This is a genomic window from Bacillus sp. DB-2 (assembly GCF_003315125.1).
GTDB classification, from domain to species: Bacteria; Bacillota; Bacilli; order Bacillales; family Bacillaceae_G; genus Bacillus_A; species Bacillus_A mycoides.
Window position 1 is genome coordinate 317,349 of the sequence record NZ_QNRN01000004.1, and the last position, 19,098, is coordinate 336,446.

At 34.5% G+C, this 19,098-nt stretch carries 15 protein-coding genes and 2 pseudogenes (1 of these 17 cut by a window edge); 5 read left to right on the top strand and 12 right to left on the bottom strand.

Annotated elements, in window-relative coordinates; all coding sequences use genetic code 11:
- Positions 1-245 carry the 5' end (the start) of a DUF4183 domain-containing protein gene (locus DET63_RS09325; RefSeq protein ID WP_113936518.1) on the bottom strand. The gene continues 700 nt to the left of window position 1, outside the view, so 245 of the gene's 945 nt are visible here — the first part of the coding sequence; it begins with the start codon at positions 243-245; its stop codon lies off the left edge, out of view.
- Between the two features lie 136 nt (positions 246-381).
- On the opposite strand from DET63_RS09325, the pseudogene DET63_RS09330 reads away from it, so the two are divergent.
- Positions 382-582: pseudogene (locus DET63_RS09330) on the top strand (BclA C-terminal domain-containing protein); the annotation flags it as partial.
- Positions 583-952: 370 nt separating this feature from the next.
- Here the strand turns inward: DET63_RS09330 and DET63_RS09335 are convergent.
- Positions 953-1,567 (bottom strand): helix-turn-helix domain-containing protein, encoded by a 615-nt coding sequence (locus tag DET63_RS09335; protein WP_113936519.1) that lies wholly within the window; start codon positions 1,565-1,567, stop codon positions 953-955.
- 59 nt (positions 1,568-1,626) lie between these two features.
- On the opposite strand from DET63_RS09335, the gene DET63_RS09340 reads away from it, so the two are divergent.
- Positions 1,627-2,211: a LysE family translocator gene (locus DET63_RS09340; protein ID WP_113936520.1), complete on the top strand. Its 585-nt coding sequence runs from the start codon at positions 1,627-1,629 to the stop codon at positions 2,209-2,211.
- A gap of 560 nt (positions 2,212-2,771) precedes the next feature.
- On the opposite strand, the gene DET63_RS09345 is transcribed toward DET63_RS09340, so the two are convergent.
- The 6 genes from DET63_RS09345 to gabT form a co-directional block, all read right to left on the bottom strand.
- Entirely contained in the window at positions 2,772-4,568 is a 1,797-nt protein-coding gene (locus tag DET63_RS09345; RefSeq protein WP_113936521.1) for an ABC transporter ATP-binding protein, read from the bottom strand.
- Positions 4,561-6,315 (bottom strand): ABC transporter ATP-binding protein, encoded by a 1,755-nt coding sequence (locus tag DET63_RS09350; protein ID WP_113936522.1) that lies wholly within the window; start codon positions 6,313-6,315, stop codon positions 4,561-4,563. The genes DET63_RS09345 and DET63_RS09350 overlap by 8 nt, the downstream gene beginning before the upstream one ends.
- A 262-nt stretch (positions 6,316-6,577) precedes the next feature.
- The gene (locus DET63_RS09355; protein WP_113936523.1) at positions 6,578-7,174 is read right to left on the bottom strand and encodes a DUF1349 domain-containing protein; all 597 of its coding nucleotides are present in this window, start codon (positions 7,172-7,174) and stop codon (positions 6,578-6,580) included.
- A gap of 33 nt (positions 7,175-7,207) precedes the next feature.
- Entirely contained in the window at positions 7,208-8,092 is an 885-nt protein-coding gene (locus DET63_RS09360) for a GNAT family N-acetyltransferase (protein ID WP_063219533.1), read from the bottom strand.
- Between the two features lie 257 nt (positions 8,093-8,349).
- Positions 8,350-9,042, bottom strand: coding sequence for an MOSC domain-containing protein (locus DET63_RS09365; protein ID WP_016126922.1), 693 nt, complete (start codon positions 9,040-9,042; stop codon positions 8,350-8,352).
- 11 nt (positions 9,043-9,053) lie between these two features.
- Positions 9,054-10,379: a 4-aminobutyrate--2-oxoglutarate transaminase gene (gabT, locus tag DET63_RS09370; RefSeq protein ID WP_113936524.1), complete on the bottom strand. Its 1,326-nt coding sequence runs from the start codon at positions 10,377-10,379 to the stop codon at positions 9,054-9,056.
- 129 nt (positions 10,380-10,508) lie between these two features.
- Here gabT and DET63_RS09375 point away from each other — a divergent pair, with 129 nt between their 5' ends.
- Positions 10,509-11,411, top strand: a complete 903-nt coding sequence (locus DET63_RS09375) for a LysR family transcriptional regulator (RefSeq protein WP_088038438.1) — start codon at positions 10,509-10,511, stop codon at positions 11,409-11,411.
- A gap of 308 nt (positions 11,412-11,719) precedes the next feature.
- Here the strand turns inward: DET63_RS09375 and DET63_RS09380 are convergent, their stop codons facing one another.
- A complete protein-coding gene (locus DET63_RS09380; RefSeq protein ID WP_113936525.1) occupies positions 11,720-12,031 on the bottom strand; it encodes a heterocycloanthracin/sonorensin family bacteriocin in 312 nt (103 codons plus the stop codon).
- A 1,351-nt stretch (positions 12,032-13,382) separates the two neighbouring features.
- Between DET63_RS09380 and DET63_RS09385 the strand changes: the two genes are divergently transcribed.
- Positions 13,383-15,272 (top strand): YVTN family beta-propeller repeat protein, encoded by a 1,890-nt coding sequence (locus DET63_RS09385; RefSeq protein ID WP_113936526.1) that lies wholly within the window; start codon positions 13,383-13,385, stop codon positions 15,270-15,272.
- Positions 15,273-15,634: 362 nt separating this feature from the next.
- On the opposite strand, the gene DET63_RS09390 is transcribed toward DET63_RS09385, so the two are convergent.
- Positions 15,635-15,886, bottom strand: a complete 252-nt coding sequence (locus DET63_RS09390; protein ID WP_002136277.1) for a DUF3947 family protein — start codon at positions 15,884-15,886, stop codon at positions 15,635-15,637.
- A gap of 1,449 nt (positions 15,887-17,335) precedes the next feature.
- On the opposite strand from DET63_RS09390, the pseudogene DET63_RS30910 reads away from it, so the two are divergent.
- Positions 17,336-17,430: pseudogene (locus tag DET63_RS30910) on the top strand (tyrosine-type recombinase/integrase); the annotation flags it as partial.
- A gap of 109 nt (positions 17,431-17,539) precedes the next feature.
- Here the strand turns inward: DET63_RS30910 and DET63_RS09410 are convergent.
- Both DET63_RS09410 and DET63_RS09415 read right to left on the bottom strand, forming a co-directional pair.
- Positions 17,540-17,803, bottom strand: a complete 264-nt coding sequence (locus DET63_RS09410; protein ID WP_113936527.1) for a hypothetical protein — start codon at positions 17,801-17,803, stop codon at positions 17,540-17,542.
- Between the two features lie 54 nt (positions 17,804-17,857).
- Complete coding sequence (locus tag DET63_RS09415; protein WP_088032974.1) at positions 17,858-18,982, bottom strand: C45 family autoproteolytic acyltransferase/hydrolase; 1,125 nt, start codon at positions 18,980-18,982, stop codon at positions 17,858-17,860.
- Between the last annotated feature and the right edge of the window lie 116 nt (positions 18,983-19,098).

Genomic DNA, 19,098 nt, shown 5'->3' on the forward strand with positions numbered 1-19,098 from the left:
CCTGTTACACCTGTGAATCCCGTTGTGCCGGTCGGGCCCGTTACACCTGTGGATCCCGTTGTGCCGGTCGGGCCCGTTACACCTGTGGATCCCGTTAGACCGGTCGGGCCTGTTACACCTGTTGGTCCCGTTGTACCTGTTGGTCCCGTTGGAATATAAATTGGGGGAAGAACTGGAAATGTAGGTCCAATATTTCCAGGTTCTATCATAGCTTTATTTATTGATAATTTATCATCACGCTTCAATTTAATACCTCATTCCACATTTTTGTCTACTAATTTATATAATAATAACTCTATCATTTTAGAAAAATTCCATAACTAATCTTTTTTTCATTCTCAAATGATTTTTACATACATTAAACATTTACCTTTGCTATAACTACTATTGAACTCTTCCATTCCACTTCCTAGATCTATTTTTACTCCCGCAATATCAACTTCAAATTATAATAATAATTTAATTACCAATTTATTTGCTGGTAATACAATTTCACTTCAATTATTCGGCATATTATCCATCTTTAATTTAGTTGAAGGTGGTTCAACAGGTACCTTTCTAACAATTATACGAATCGATTAAAAAATGATTCATTCTTTTTTTAATAAACATTTTTAGATACTAAACTAGTAACTATCACGACAGTGATTAAGCAACAAAAACACATTTCACTATATTCATAGTAGTAACTATCTTTACTAAATTTTCCGTATATATATTATCAATTTACACTGCGCCCATGCTGATGTTACATTAAATAAGAAGACAGTTTCTCCTTTACGAACCATCTCAATACGTATTTGAGAAATATTCTCCAATCCTATACGCGAGAGCAATACTGTGTTGACACTCAAATGAGTGTCTTTTTTTGTAAATTGTAATAAATAAAACCATCTCTTATAGATGGTTTTATCAAAACATATCTCTTTATATTTTAAATAAAATAGCAAGTTTATGAAGCTGGATAATAAATGGTCATACTTAACCGAGTTAGCGTTCGTCCGGAATTATGATAAGAGTGCGGTCTATCCGCCTTAAAGCGAATTGAATCTCCGCTATTTAATGTATATTGACAATCATTTATTTCAATTGTCAATTCTCCCTCAAACACCGTTATAAATTCTTCGGTCCCTTCTTTATGGCCTTCCGAACTTAATTTTCCTTCCTTTTCAATTTCAACCGTATAGATTTCAAAGTTCCTATCATCTTGAAAAGGAAAAGAAGGATACACTTTATATCTCCCATTGTCTTCTGATAATACTTGAACATCGTTTCGTAAAACCACTTTCGTATCAGGCTGTGGATTATTAATTAAAGACGTAAAAGACACTTTTAAACCATTCGCAATTTTCCATATCGTTGTTAGTGTCGGGCTTGAATCTCCTCTTTCAATTTGTCCAATCATCGTTTTACTCACACCCGTTAATTGGGAAACCTTTTCTAAACTTAATTTTTCTTTCTCACGTATTGCCTTTATATTTTTCGCCAAAATAAGTTGAATTTCTTCCATAAAAAACACTCCTATACTATATACAATATAACGACCGTTATGTATAATAAAAAGCACGCGTTATATTGTTCTTTTCGGTCATTATAACACACGAAAAATACTTAGGGGGTTTTGAAATGCCTTTATTTTCTTTTTTATTATTTGTTTTTATTAGTAGCTTCACACCAGGTCCTAACAATTTTTTAGCTATGACATACGCAAATCAACTTGGTTTGAAAAGGAGCATGCAATTTTGCTTTGGAGTAGCTTTCGGTTTTTTCCTCCTCACTTCTTTATGTAGTTTCTTTAATATCGTACTAATTAATATTTTACCCAAAATCGAATTACCTTTAAAAATTTTAGGAGTAGCATACATGCTATATCTAGCTATTAAAATACTCACTAGTAAAGGCAGTACAGATCCCGATGAAAAAGATAATAAAAACTTATTTACAGTGGGGATTTTTCTTCAGTTTGTTAACCCTAAAGGGATATTATTCGGACTGACTGTAGTTTCTACTTTTATTCTCCCTTACTACAATTCATATTCCAGTTTTCTACTTTTTTCATTATTTCTAGGTGTAGTCGGTTTAATGAGTACATTTAGTTGGAGCCTGTTTGGTTCAATATTCCAAAAACTTTTATTACAACATACTCAATTATTTAACATCATTATGGCTGTTTTATTGGTTTTCAGCGCTATATCAATCGTTATAAACTAGCTCTATACTCATTCCGGTTACTTATAAACTACCTTTCTATATATTTTTAAAACTTAGATTGTTTTTAATAGTAATCTATTTCATAGTTCTAATTCATTCATGGGTTGAGGTGATACTCTATATACCATTTGTGACATATCGAAACGAACTAATTCCGATATGTCACAAATGCTTAAAGCTTTTACCTAGTCAGCTCAAATCTCCCACCTATTTATTGGACTCTGCTCTATTCACTCCTTAAGGCGGGAGTTTTCTGCAAAAAAATAATAACGTATAGCTTTAATCGAAGCGGATTTTTGTTCATTTCCCACTAAATATAAGCTGAAACCAAACTGACTTGCCCCCCAACATAACAAAGCAACAAACACCGAATCAATCTTACTTCAAATTTACTCAACTTCATACCACCAGCCTTATGATCAAGCCAACCTCTTTTCACCTAGTCTGCAAAAGTACGCTGTTAAAACATTCAGTGAAAGACTATTCGGATAGCAATGTTTGCAAATATAAAAAATGAGGTTTCTCTTTTCTAGAGAAACCTCACCACATCAATATTTTTGTTAAATTTTAAACTGACTCGTATACAAATCAAAGTAGAATCCTTTCTCTTCCATAAGAGATTCGTGATTTCCTCTTTCAAAAATACTACCATCTTTAATTACAAGTATTTGATCTGCTTTTTCAATCGTTTTCAGCCGATGAGCGATTACAAAACTTGTTCGCCCTCTCATTAAATTATTTAATCCAGATTGAATTTGTAATTCTGTTCTCGTATCAATATTAGATGTTGCTTCGTCGAGAATTAATATATCTGCATCTGCTAAAATCGCTCGTGCAATCGCAAGGAGTTGTTTTTGTCCTTGACTTAAATTCGAACCTTCTGAAGCAATTTCCGTTTCATATTGATTCGGTAGATGTTTTATAAAAGAATGTGCTGATGCTGCTTTTGCTGCTGCAACTACTTCTTCATCACTTGCATCTAAACGTCCATATCGAATATTTTCCATAATCGTTCCTGCAAATAAATACGTATCTTGTAAAACAACCCCTATTTTACTCCGCAAAGAATTAATATCATAATCCTTTATATCTTTTTCATCAATGCTAATTTGCCCTTTTTGAATGTCATAAAAGCGAGTTAACAAATTAATAATTGTTGTTTTTCCTGATCCAGTTGGACCGACTAAAGCGATTGTCTCCCCAGGATTCGCCTTGAGACTCACATCTTTTAAAATCATGTTGTCCTGTGCGTATCCAAATGAAACTTTCTCAAGCCTAACATGTCCTTGTAAATTTTGTACAAGTACTGCATCTTTTTTATTTTGAATTTCTGGTACTTCATCCATAATTTCAAAGACACGTTCTCCTCCAGCAACTGCCGCTTGAATCGTATTCATTAAAGTTGCAAATTGACTAAGTGGCCTTGAAAATTGTCGAGAATAATTAATAAAAGCTGCAATGACACCTACTGTTGTCATTCCGTTTAATACCATTACCGATCCAGTTCCAATTACAAGCCCCATTCCTAAGTTATTAATAAAGTTCATACTTGGAAAAATAAATGCTGAAAACGTTTCAGCCTTCGTTGCTGAAATTCTTAGCTGTTCGTTAATTTTATTGAAGTTATGTACGGTTTCTTTTTCTTTTCCGTATAACGTAGTTACGTCTGCACCTGTAATGGCTTCCTCAATAAATCCATTTAATTCTCCTAAATCCTTTTGACGCTTCGCAAAGTTTTTCCCACTATAAGCAACTAGTTTTTTCGTAACGAAAAACATAATAGGTACTGTAATTAAAGTTACAATCGCTAAAATCCAATCTAATGAAAACATCGCAATTGTTACACCTATAAACGTTAACGCTGATGAAATGATTTGCACAACACTTTGTGTCAAAGCTTGATTTAAGTTATCAATATCATTTGTCACACGGCTCATTAAATCACCTTGAGAACGTACATCAAAGAATCGTAGAGAAAGTGTTTGGATTTTTTCAAAAATATCTTGTCGTATTTTTTGTATCGTCTTTAATGCAACATTAATCATTACAAATGTTTGTAACCATGTTAACAATACGGTTATCCCATATATTGCAATGAGCAGCATGCACATTCTCGCTGTCCCGCTTAAATCCTTCGGTACAATGTATTCATCAATGATGACCCCCATATAATATGGCCCAAGTAAACCTAGTAATGTCGTGATAAATACAAGAATAATAACGAACATAAGAGATGCTTTTTGATACCCCATGTAGTTCCATACTCGCATTATAGTTCCTTTAGTATTCTTTGTTTTTCCAGTTTTCGGATTGTTACGTCCACCTTTATTTCCAAATTGTCCTTGAAAATTACGCATGCTCTTCCCCTCCTTCTTGCTGCAGGCTACCACCTTGGGAAAGATAAATTTCCTGATACACTTCACAAGTTGCCAATAAATCCTCATGCGTACCATTTCCAACTAATTCACCGTTATTCAAAACGAGGATTTTATCAGCATCTATAATAGAAGATATTTTTGATGCAATTAAAAATGTCGTTGTGCCACTATATCTTGTCCTTAACGCTTCCTGTATTACAGCTTCTGACTTCGCATCAACTGCCGATGTAGAATCGTCTAATACAAGAATAGATGGCTTTCTCACTAGGGCTCTTGCAATAGATATACGTTGTTTTTGACCACCAGATAGATTGGTTGCACCTTGTGTTAAGTTATATTCATAAGAGTCTTCCAGCTTATTGATAAACTCAGTCGCACAAGCAGATGAAGATGCTAATTCCAATTCATCATAAGTTGCATCTTCTTTGCCATAACGTAAATTCTCTTCTATACTACCTGAAAAAAGAAGTGCCTTTTGTGGAACGAAGCCAATGGAAGCACGAAGTTTTTGCAAATCGTATGCTTTCACATTAACATCATCTATACATATTTCACCTTGATCAACATCGTAAAGTCGTGGCAATAGTTTCGCCAATGTAGATTTACCACTTCCGGTCGATCCAATAATCCCTATTTTTTCACCTTTACGTACAGTAAATGAAATATCTTTTAAAACATATTCATTATTTTTCGTATAACTATAGCTAACATTTTTAAACTCTACATTACCACCCACTTGTTTTGGTTCATATACGTCGCCTTCAGTTGTAATATCAACTTCAGTATGTAAGACTTGTTGTACACGATCAGCTGATGGAAAAGCACGGGCAATTTGAATAAATACCATACTAATAGACATAAGTGACATTAAAATGATATTTAAATAGTTAATAAAAGCTAAAATGGCCCCTACTTGGAGTGTACCGTTAAAAACTTTCTCGCCACCAATCCATAAAGTTGCTACAATTCCGCTATTTACAACTAGCATAATAATTGGCATCATCAATGAAATAATTTGTATTGCACGGATATTTATTTCAGTTAAACTTGTATTAACTTTCTCAAACTGTGCGATTTCATATTTTTGTCTTACATATGCTTTTATAACACGTACACCGGATAAATTTTCTTGTAGCTTTGTGTTTACTTTATCTAATGCTTCTTGTACTCGCTTAAATGAACCGCTCGATTGACCTGCAATCAATACAATTGCAACTAATAATACGGGTACCACAACAAGTAAAATTGGAAATAGGTCTCTCGCTGTTACAAAGACTATAATGATACTTCCAATAAATAATAACGGTCCACGGACAAGTACACGTAACGTCATCGTCATTGCCGATTGAATAGATGTAATATCATTTGTCACGATTGTTAATAATTTACCTGTTCCAAATGAATCACGATTTTTGCTAGAAAATGTTTCTATTTTCGCAAACACATCTTTTCGTATGTCTGTAGCGAAATTAACAGCAGCTTTTGTAGAATACATCATACAACCAAGTCCTCCAACTAAACCGATTGCTGCTGCTCCTATCATAAGAAGCCCCATTTTTATTACATAATTCAAATCCCGGTTTGCAATTCCAACATCAATAATATGTTGCATTATTGTCGGTTGAATTAAGTCCATCGCAACCTCAAGTACCATAAATAGCGGTCCAATAATAGCGAAGAACATGTATGGTTTTAAATACTGTAACAACTTGCGAAATGATTTCATACACAATCTCCTTTTTTCATGAAATTACCATCGAATAATTTATATTCCTCCTTATTTGAGCGATATAGTCTGTAATTTCTCCATTAGTCCTATTATATTAGGTAAATTAATATTTAACATTATTAAATGATAAGTTTTAAATCATTTTTAGTCAATAAAATGGAACTTTAATCTACCAGGCATTTTCACTGCCAGTTGATGTGAATACTCTTTAACTTAATAAAAACCGCATTCTCATTTAGTAAGAATGCGGTTTTCCCATCTATATTTGTTCAATTTTAAAATCGAAAACCTCGGTCTCGAATCCATTATTTTCAGAAGGACTACACGTATAAAAACCAATTTTAACAGGCTCATTACCTATGTCCTCCATCAAATGAGCGATTCTTATTTGTTCCCATCGCTGACTCGTTTTCACATATATTGTATAATCGCCAAGTTTTCTAATAATTCGAAAACGTAATCGTTGCTTAGCAAACTCATTTGGATAGTCTTGCGTTGACCAATCAGAATAGCCATTATTCGTTACGACAGCACCTAAATGTGATGGCCCCTCAGGAATATATTCTAAAGATGTTTTTAACCAACACTTCTCAGAAATCATAACAAATAAACCCGCTTGATCGTATGTCGCATTTGGATTCATGCGCAATTGAACCTCAGCCTGAAAATCTGTCATTATCTCATCATAAAATACATGGCCATTCATTACTTCAAAACCATAATGGGTTTTCAGCCAAAAATCTGTTTCTTCTTTCGAATGGACAATGAATGTATCATTGTCTTCAAGTTTGTAAAATTTAGGTGCGTTCATTACAGTAAGTTGCTCAATATGATTTGGTATATATGATGTTTTCATAATTCCTCCATAAAAAAGCATTTAAATTAATATTTAAAACTCAGTTAATACCGGGAATTTATAACCTTTAAAATCTAATTCTTTATTACTTCGAACCATTAAATACTTACTAGTCTGTAATTCTGTATATTGTACATCATCAATTCCTAATTGATCTGGGTAAAAATAAAATTCAATCTCCGTAAATTCCCCAGGGATTTCCTCACATAATTCATCTAAAATCGGAATTACCGGCGCAAATACTCCAAATAATTTTAGTTTTTGATTTTCTACTGTAAAAATAATCAGCGCATCTAATTTCTCTGAATAATACAGGTTTTCATTCCATGTTGAATCATACATATTTAAATAAAACGAAGAGCGGTAATTTAACGTTGAAAATTTATTAGAAAGCCTTTGGCCATTTTCAATAATCTCATATATTAATTGTCTATCCGCTTCATTATAAAAATCTAACTTTTTAAGTTGAGAATCTTTATTACTCTTGTTTTCGTATGATACTGTCATCAAATATTCTTGCACAATTTGAAAACCAAATGGTTTATATAGTTCCGGATTTTCAGTAAACAAGACCGTACACTCGAATTGCTCATCAATTTCCTCTATCATCTTACTAAATAATTGTTTCATTAATCCTCGTCTACGATAATTCGGATGTGTCATTACTGATTGAATACCCGCTGCATTTATTTTTTCACCATTAATTAAAAGCGGAAGTGAAAATGCCGCAACATTTGCAATCGCTTTATCATCTTGTAAAAATGATAATGCTTTATATGTATAATCCCAATACCCTTTCTCCGAAAAATCATTCAATGTTTGACTTGTAATCCCAAACACTTCTTCAAATAAAGGAAATAACTGTTCTCTTCTCGGTTCTTCTAATAGAAAGTTTGCCATTTTTTCAACATTCCCCATGTTGTACCTCCATATGTCAATTCCATAAAATTAGATATGGTTATATGACCTACTCTTAAAATAATAGATCTTACAAATCAATATACTATCATAAAATATAAAAAAATAGTCCAATTAATTTTATGTTTTCACCATTTGAAAACAAGTCGAATAAAAAAATATTAAGATTTTTGCATATTAATAAGGTTATTATATAAAAATAGTGCTTTCTATTTAGTCTTTACTAATAGAAATGCACCATTTTTTTAAAAAAATTTTTATTCTTTCGTTCCTTCAAGCCTCTCCTTCGTATTAATTTCTTCTCCCCTCAGTCGCTTTTCAAATGTCTTTCTCCAACTAGTAGAAAGTGCATGTACTTCTAATATTCTCTTTATCCCTTCTATATTCTGTTTTTCCTTATGCATAATACGATTAGCAAACGCTACTGTAACACTTATTGGATCAGACTTCAGCAACTTTAACGTATCAACTGGTGATACCCACCCTTCTTTTAATACACGAAAATAAAATCCTGTATATCCCGTGTCTTGAAAATACAGTGGTAACTTGGGAATATTGTATTTCTTAGCTAACTTAAAACAAGGTTGTCTTGGTTGCGTTACTTGTACAATCGCTTCTCCGAGCTCAAACGTATCACCGATACAAACATCCTCTTCACGTATACCGCTAACTGTTATATTTTCTCCGAACGCTCCATATTCAAGGTCTTGATTCAATGTTTCTTCCCAATAACTATAATGTTCGCTCGAATACACACAAACCGCTTTATCCACACCACCATGATGAACTAAATCCGCCTGACCATCACCTTTAAATTTTAGAAATGATAAATATATAGGTTCCTTTGTTTTCGTTTTATTTATACCCGTATGAATTAATTTGCCTCCATACATAACTTCTTTTGGGAATCCTATATTTAGTGATAGTACCTCATATAATTTATTTATCATAATTGCCTCTCTCACTTTCCGCACATTTTTTTAAAAGATTGATTTATTATTTCAAAACCCTTATCAATTTCTTCATTTGAAATGACAAGAGGCGGTAAAAAGCGTAGTACATTATCAAATATCCCCGCTCCAATACTTATAAGCCCATTCTTCCAAAAATCTTCAATTAGCTTTACTGTTAGTTCTTTTGCAGGTTCTTTCGTTATGCGATTCGTTACAAGTTCCATTCCAACCATCGCACCGATTCCACGAACATCACCAATCACTTCGTACTTTAATTGCATTTGATGTAGATGTGACATTATTCTATTTCCAATTTGCTGAGCCCTTTCAACTAGATTTTCTTCTTCCATTATTTCAAATACAGCAAGACCGGCTGCACATGATAACGGACTCCCAGCAAAAGTTCCACCAATTTGTCCTCTCCCAGGAATGTCCATCAACTCCGCACGACCGACAATAGCACTTAATGGTAAACCGCCAGCAATTGATTTTGACAAAGTCATTATGTCAGGTTCTATATGAAAATGTTCCGTTGCAAACCATTTCCCTGTTCGGCCAAATCCAGTTTGCACTTCATCCATTATCATTAAAATACCGTATTGATTACAAATTTCTCGTAATCGTTTTACAAATGAAATAGAAGGAACAATAAACCCACCTTCTCCTTGCACTGGTTCCATTACGATTGCTGCTACTTGTTCAGGTGATACTTCTTCTAAAAACTTTTCAAACTGATAGATGACTTGAGAATCCACTTCTTCAGGAGAAACTCCTTCTTCAGCTCTGTAATAGTACGGATACGGCAATATATGCATGTCTGAAACGAACGGACCAAATCCTGCTTTATATGGATTTTCTTTGGTCGATAAAGACATTGTCATTAATGTTCTCCCATGAAATCCTCGTTCAAACGAAATTACTTTCCTCCGCCCTGTTACTTTACGTGCGATTTTTACAGCATTTTCAATCGCTTCCGCACCACTATTGGCAAACATCGTTTTTTTCTTACTTGTACCTGGCACTTTCTCATTAATTTTCTCCGCTAAAGTAATATAATTCTCATATGGAGTTACATGAAAACAAGGATGTATAAATGATTCTGCTTGTTTTTGTACCGCTCTTACAACTTTCGGATGACAATGTCCAACATTTTGCATACCAATTCCACCAGCAAAATCAATAAACTGATTTCCATCTACATCTGTTATTATCGCTCCCCTTGCTTCTTTTACATATAAAGGCGTTAAATGATATATTCCTTTCGGTACAGCCTCCTCATACCTTTTTTGAAGTACTTGTGAATAACTGCCCGGTAATACATTAGATTTCAACAATTCTTCTTCACCTCATCTAATTTTTTAATCAATCCATTTCTGATAAAGTGATTATATATCCCACAAAACCATTGTTCAATTCAATTATTTATATAATAATGATAGGTATATCCTATGATTAAACTTGAGGTGATTTCAATCGAATTACGACAATTAGAATACTTTTTAGCTGTTTCGAAAGAATTACATTTCACAAGAGCAGCCGAGAAATTAAATATTTCACAACCTTCACTAAGCCAACAAATACGTGCATTAGAACATGAAGTAGGAATGCCACTTTTTGATCGAATTGGTAAAAAAATATCTTTAACTGAAGCAGGCAGAGTTTTATTATCGCACAGTAAAACAATCTTCCACGAAGTCGAACAAGCCCGCTCTACCATTCAAGATTTAAACGGATTACAACATGGATCCTTAACAATCGGCTCATTGTTAACCGTCGTAAATTATTTACTGCCACCAGCCATTTTAAATTTCAATAATTTATATCCGAATATTGAACTTTCTGTATTAGGTCTTCGTACAGGGGAAATTCGTGAAAAATTATTACAAAATGAATTAGATATTGGCATTACATTTCTTCCAGTGCAAGATAAAGAGATTGTTTCTATCCCACTATATAAAAGTGAGCTTACATTAGTCGTGCCAACCGGTCATACTTTAACTGAACATGATCGTGTATCTATTGCAGAATTACAGAACTATCCTCTAATTCTTTTACCTAAAAATTTCTTTTTAACTGAACTAATTACATCCCATTGTCAAAACTTTAACTTTAAACCAAAGCCAATTTTAGAAATTAGTACAATGGAATCTTTAATTCAAATGGTCGCACAAGGTATGGGGATTACCGTGTTACCAAAACCGTATATAGACTTTTTGCAAAATGAGCACATACAAGCTATTAAAATTGAAAACCCCACTCCAACAATAGATATAGGACTTATTTATAGAGGAGATAAATATATGTGCGCTGCTACCCGGAAATTTATTGAGCAACTCAAAATAACAGTACATTCTTTACAAAAATAAGCATAAAAAGAGATTATCCTATGCAGCCGTTACACAACGACCTATTAGAATAATCTCTTTTTATAATGATATAAAACATTACATTTTATGGTTTCTTTTCTAATAACCTATTATTCATTATAAGTGCTAAATTATTATCGTATTATTAAGCTACACATCAGCGATATTTTATGTCTATTTCGTATAGGTGTTAGCAAGTCCGTTTGCAAACTTGTTAGCACACTTTTATAAAAATTATATAATGCTTCACAAAGTAGGAATCCGTTTCGATTAATCTTTTTTCAAAATGGATTCCTTTTTGTCTCTTATCAATATTCAAATGTTACAGTAGTACCATTAAAACCATCAAAACAATTAGAGCAATTAGAGCAACCACCACAGCCAAAACAACTAAAGCAACCGAAGCAACCAAAACAACGGAATCCACCACAACGACCACCGCCACAACCACCACAACGACCACCGCCACAACCGCCACAACGACCACAACCGCCACAGCGACGAGCATCATCTGTAATATAGTAATATGGATATTGGTTTTGCTGGTCCCAATACACAATATTTCCAGACTGATAATCATTAAGGCTTAACGCTTGTAGTTCTTGTTGAAACTTATTCATTTTCATGACCTCCGTTTATAAACTACAACCCCATCGATGCTTTCCTATATTTCTGTTCGTTAAATCTAAGTAGAAATAGCGCTATAAAGTGACACTTTAATCAGTGGGGAGTGTTCATCCCCCACTGATTATTAGCCCGCCCCAGTAGGGCGTTTACAGGTAGCCTGACTCCCACCTAACTTCTTTGCTCGTCGAATTTTGAGGTGGGAGTTTTACTGCCCACAAATAGCGGGATAAACTAAGTTCAATACGTACACCAACAAAATATGACCTATCACTAGAGGATGCACCTTGTTCATATGCCTATTTTTAGGTTATTTTTACTATGGGCTCATTTTTATAAAGTGACACTTTAATCAGTGGGGATTTTGTTCATCCCCCACTGATTATTAGCCCGACTCCCACCTAACTTCTTTGCTCCAGTCGAATTTTGAGGTGGGAATTTTACTGCCCACAAATAGCGGGATAAATGGAAATTATAAAATATGAATTTAAACAATAACATTTAGATTTATGTCGTCATTTTCTAGTTCTATAGTCGTATATTCCATAATTTTGTTTGGTCATCTTCGTATTTCCAATAAGCAATCCCATCTTTATTTTTCTTCGCTTCAATATCTGCTATATTAGAGCTAATTTTATAAGTATTTATAATTAGTGATTTCTGCTAAGAAAAATCTATTTTTATGAATGGCATATCAGCGATGTTTTATGTCTATTCCGCATACATGTTAGCACTTTTTTATATTTCTTCTATTGCATACACCTTCATAATTTCAATATATTTCCCCTTATCACACGGACATGGTTGCTCTCTTCTATATGATTCTTATCGTCACTTTTCATTTTAGAAAAAAGAACGATGCCCCCGCTTGAGCCTGTTCTTCTTGATTTTTCATCTGAACGCACAATGCTTTGTAGTTTTTCAGCTCCTTCATCACAAGTCTTCGCATCTCTTTTTCATCTGCGTTTCCAAAAAAATACAATTGATTTGTACGATACGGTTCCCCTCCGTTCGATCTACTTACTTATAAAGGATTATTTTATTAAGTTTTATTTCCACTAAACAATCCAGTCTCTTAAATGTATTAAGAGGCTGAAAAAAATTCAAATCAGATGCCCGTTATATGGAATGCGCGTCATATTAATAAAATCATATGTCATAATATTTTCTATGCCTATGATTACATGTAAAATAAGAGCATCTTCACTTTATTCACATATACTTTGAAAGAAGAAACATTTCTGAACATTTCATATTAAACATATAACCATAAATACTTTAAACTCAGTTGCTAATATAGATTATCAAGACATACCTAACATTTAAAATTTTTTAGAGGAGTTATTTATGAGATATAATAATAAGTCCAACTCACCAAATTCGTGTGATAAGTTTCAGCTCCCCTGCTTTATTTCTGTATCCCCTTGTAATCAAAGTAATTGTTGTACACCTGTTTTTTTCTCAAATTCTCAACAACAAGAATTATTGCAAATAATAAACCAATTAAACCAAGCTATTCTTTCTTTCTTCACAACACCAAATCCTACAACTAGACATATACTCCAAATAACATTACAGGCATTAAATGATTTATTAATAGCAGTACAACCAAATACACCAAATAGAAATTTAGTTTTACGAACTATAAACCAATTAATCAATTCCTTACCTACTGCATCTCTCACTCAAATCTCAGCATTGTTCCAATTTCTATTCCAAAACTTGTCTTCGCTTATTAGTTGTTCAAATATATCGGACCCCTTGTTGCAGCAGACATTTAGCTTAATTTTACAAGGAGTCTTGAATAGTTCACTATTAAACATTACTGGAACGACGGGACCTACGGGACCTGAAGGGCCTACTGGACCTCAAGGCGTGCAAGGTATTCAAGGAACTGAAGGGCCTGAAGGGCCTACTGGACCTCAAGGCGTGCAAGGCATTCAAGGAACCGAAGGGCCTGAAGGGCCTACTGGACCTACTGGACCTCAAGGTGTGCAAGGTATTCAAGGCATTCAAGGACCACCAGGACCTACTGGTTCAGGGACAGGAACAGGAGTTCCTGGTCCACCAGGACCTACTGGACCTCAAGGTGTGCAAGGCATTCAAGGGTCTGAAGGGCCTGCAGGACCTGAAGGACCTACTGGACCTCAAGGCGTGCAGGGCATTCAAGGAACTGAAGGGCCCGAAGGGCCTACTGGACCTCAAGGCGTGCAAGGTATTCAAGGGCCTGCAGGACCACCGGGACCTACTGGGCCATCGGGAGATTGTGATTGCCCACCGGGGCCAACTGGACCGACGGGACCTACTGGGCCGACGGGACCTGGATGTAATTTCCTTGTTTATGCTACAAACGCAGGAGCCATTGATGATCCTGCAGATGATACAGTATCTGTAATTAACACCGGAACAAATACAGTAGTCGATACAATCACTGTAGATAATGCACCTCTCGAAGTAACAGTTTCACCAAATGGGACTCGTGCTTATGTTACTAATATTTTTTCTAATACCGTTTCCGTTATTGATACTGCCACTAATACAGTTATCGCTACCATCCCTGTTGGAACTAATCCAATTGGTGTAGCTGTTTCTCCAAATAACACAACTGTTTATGTTGGAAATCATGGTAATAATACAGTTTCTGTTATTAACGCTGCTACCAACACAGTTGTTGGTACCATTAATGTTGGAATCGCTCCGCAAGGAATTACTGTTTCTCCAAATGGGACCTTTGCGTATGTTGCAAACGAATTAAGTAATACAATTTCTGTTATCGCTACTGCTACCAACACAGTTGTTGGTACCATTAATGTCGGTATTCGACCTAGGATAATCGTCTTCACACTAGATGGGACTCGTGCTTATGTCACAAATCAAAACAGCAATACTGTTTCTGTTATTAACACCGCTACAAATTCCGTTATTGATACAATTAACGTAGGTACCGAACCTGTTGGTATAGCTATTACACCGGATGGAGCTCGTATTTACGTTGTAAATAAAGTAAGTAATAATGTATCTGTAATAAGTACGTTGACAAACACCGTCATCGATACCATTCCGGTTGCACTATCACCAGACCAAGTAACTATCATACCAGATGGCACTCGCGCCTATGTTACAAACCAAGCTAGTAATACTGTTTCTGTCATCAATACTGCTACAAATACGGTTATTGATACGGTCCCAGTAGGTGTTGCTCCAACTGGTATAGCAACCGGATTTATTTGCGGATAATATAAAAAACAGAGAGACACTAATCATATTTCTCTGTTCTTCCATTAATCCCCATCATATCCGAGCAGTTAGCTTTTGCTAGCTGCTTTTTTTATAAATAATAATTAATTTGCCCAAGAGCATTTCAAAATATTTTCGTATGATATGGTGTATTCCTTTCTTTTGAGTGAATGATCTCGTCATGAGAGCACTTTATTAAGTGCTCTTTTCGTGTTTCAAATACATACAAAATAAAATTTTTATATTAATTTTAATTACACATTTAATTGAATATTAATTCATCAGATACGAATCATTTCTTATAAGGGCGCTCTGTACTTGCGCCCTTATATAAATACTCAAATTTATTCCCTCGCATATTTTTATAAATTGTATACAGTTCCATATGGAATTGTTGAAACAGAAATTCCGTATGGTGTAATATGATGCATTGGATAATAATACTCCATAGATGAATAGTACGGTTGTATACCTTGCTGTATTTGTTGCATTTGCTGCTGTGCTTGTAACGCTTGTTGAACAGCTTGAATTGTACTTTGCGCTCCACTATACGTAATACCCGCCGTACCATACGGACGCATTCTATCTCGGGTATCAAAATATGAATAAAACATTAGTATTCAACTCACTTCCATATAAGTTATTACAAAGTATATTATGAGTATTAATTTCAGTGAGTGTTAAAAACTAGTCCACTAGCTTTTATTCAAATAACGTTTTTGTTCAACTGCCTTTTTTTAATCTCCACGCCTTATCAAAATATAATCTTATATATCTTTCAATTTATTATGATGCAAGTGTCTACACTAAATTGTTAGACAAGAATAAAATAAATTAAGTCTAATAATAAAGGAAAAATAAATATGCAAAACCGTTACATGCTTACAGTCAAACTCACCTCATTTAACGGGACAACGCTGACTGGCATTACTATAGAAGGTATCACGTTGACAGCGAACGTCACGTTAAGAACAACCTATCATCAATCATTTCTCAATCGATTTCCTCCTCAGGACCCAGTTCGTCCCCTAGTCGTGAACTATAACGTAGCCGTCAAATCTGGCAGAAAGTCTGCTATCTTGAATGCCGTGACGCAGCTCGCGAATGCTGGGGTAAGCGCGCAGGTCCGTCTGGATTCCTGCAACAATACCGTGGCATCCTTCCGTCCCGTTCCCTCAATAATATAAGTCAGATACCCGTCACAATAGGATAACGACTGTGACGGGTACGAAGCTGTTCGAGTGAATAGCCCTCAAATTTGTCCCCATTCCCCTTCACTACTTGAATATTTTTCCAAAACCAATACATACTATTTTCAAGCCGCCGTATCCACGGCTAATACTTCTTTCTTTTGTTACAGCAGAAGCAGGTAGATTCGTCACTTATCTGCTTTCTCTGTATATTTTTTAAAATATCGAAAAGACTACCTACAAGCTGTTTGAACTAGCAGCTTCACTCTTCTTGTAATGGGAAAGCAATTTATCACAATTAGCTAACTCATTCGACTCACTGGCAGACAACCAAAATTGTTGTCTGCTTTTTGTATGGAATTTTTCATTTTGCATATACTACTTTTGAGCCTGTTTACCAATGCAAGCCATTTTGGTGTTTTGAATTCCGACTAAGCTTTTTTGTTGCATAGATTATTACATCTTTGACAACACTGGTTAAAAGCGCGTTTTCTGGTTATTCGTAGTTCTAGTCCAGAATAATTTTTCTCCTATAAAGGACAGTAGGTACGACTGCTCGTCCTTTTTTACTTATATCGCATACTCTCCCTTTTGACAGCTATGAACCACATTGCCTTCTTCATCGAAGTAAGCAATTTCCCAATAAGGGTGGCAGTTGTACGCTTCTATTTCCCCATCGAACAAATTAGTTTTCTAGTTTCCAACGATCGTACCCCACTTGCCAGCTACATTTACTCGTATACCCATGTAAGCAAAATGTAGATTTCCGTGGTTCTACATTTTCTTGAAAGCTTTTTCCGCGCTGTACATCTGCTTGATGTCAAAAAAATCTTCGTTCTCGCACTTTGCAAACTTCATGAATTCTGTCATTGGCATTTGATATCTCTTTAACTTTAAGGGTATATTCTCATGTCTTACCCAATATGCAAGAAGATGCAGCGAAAACATTCACGAAGAGTATATTTTAATATGTGTTTGCAAAATGTTTGCAAACACATATCGAAATGCTCAAAAGCATTGATTTAAAGGCATCTATAGCACATTGAAATAAAACATTACATATAAACTCATATAATTTTAGTGTACCTTTTTTGAGATTGGAATATATTTTGTAAAATATGCCCCTACTAGCAACAATACAATTGAGACTAGCCAAGTAAAAATACCGCCAAAACGAAACCAATATGCAAACAAATTTAAGATTGCAATTAAAAAGCAACAAATAGAAGTTAATGCACTTTTTAATCCTTTTATCCCTGCTTTTTTTCTTTTTTGATAAGTTATATACATCGAAACGACTAAAAATAAGATAAGAACAAATGGTAACATGGCTTGTAGCAATATCAACCCCTCCTGTCTATTTTCACTCCCTTCATTTTACCATCTTATTCCTTTTTAATCTTTAGGAGTCATTTCATTTTTCTCTTCTCTCCAAAAGTCAGCATAAGTTTTATTTTTAAAGTTCACATTCACTTCGGAAAACGGAAGGCTTTCTCCAACTTTCAATGAGTACCACTCGTTTAAAAGTGGCGATCCGAAGCAAATATTCAATGTACGATCCTGTAAATCAATTAATACAGAATGCAAAGTCCCAAACCACTCTTCATAATTATGCACCGTCACCCCAATAGGATATTCTTCTTCTACCAATCCTTTTAAAGATTCCATGCTCACCTGTTCATTTCGATTTAAATGCTCATGTAAAATGTGATATCTTTTTGTAGATTGTTCTAATTTCCTATTATTTAATTTCTGAATAGGTGAACTGACTGCATGGTTTGTTGATACGGTAAAAGCTTGACTTTCCTCATTAATTGTTGTTATTGATTTATGCCCGTCAAATATTTCAATATGTGCTGCGTTTAAAGGATCCGCTACAATTATATTAATATTACTTGCTATAGGCATTTCTTTTATTAAAGATGTAGCTTCATGCGTATTTCTACATTTCTCCAATATTACTCGAATTACCGCAAAACATTGCAAACCATTTACCATCGGTTTTCTTAAACCTTCAATATTCCCTACAGGTTGACCACATGCTGAAAATGTAATAGATAACCCATGCTCATTAACTCCTTCTGTTCGGCCAAAATATTGAGTAGAAAAACCACTATGTGCATATGCACCTTCAACATGCGTCGAACAAAAACGCATATCATCTATTTTGGGTGATAAATCAAAATTTCTTAATACATATGTATGCTTTAAATCAGTTTTTTTAGGTAATACTGCACAATGACTACAACCTGCTTTTAATAGTGTCTGATAATAATACATCATATTCCTTGAAGGAATTTTCAATACTTCGCAAAAGCCTTCAATTTCTTCATTAATTCCTGGACAATATTGTTTTAGTACATTTCTAGATTCTGTCCAATGATTATCCCATATTAAATTTTCTTGCTGTATAAATTGTGGAATAAGATATGGATGTTTCTTTACGAATTCTCCTTGTTGCTTACCAATTTCATAATGATTTCCTTTTAGTGACGAAAAATACCCCTTTATTTGATACACATTAAATTCCCCCTCACATTGAATATATCCATATTATACTAAAATTTTCTTGTTCATTCTTGATGTTTTTCGCTCTTTTCCACATACATTAACGATCCTTTTTTCTTTTCAATCAG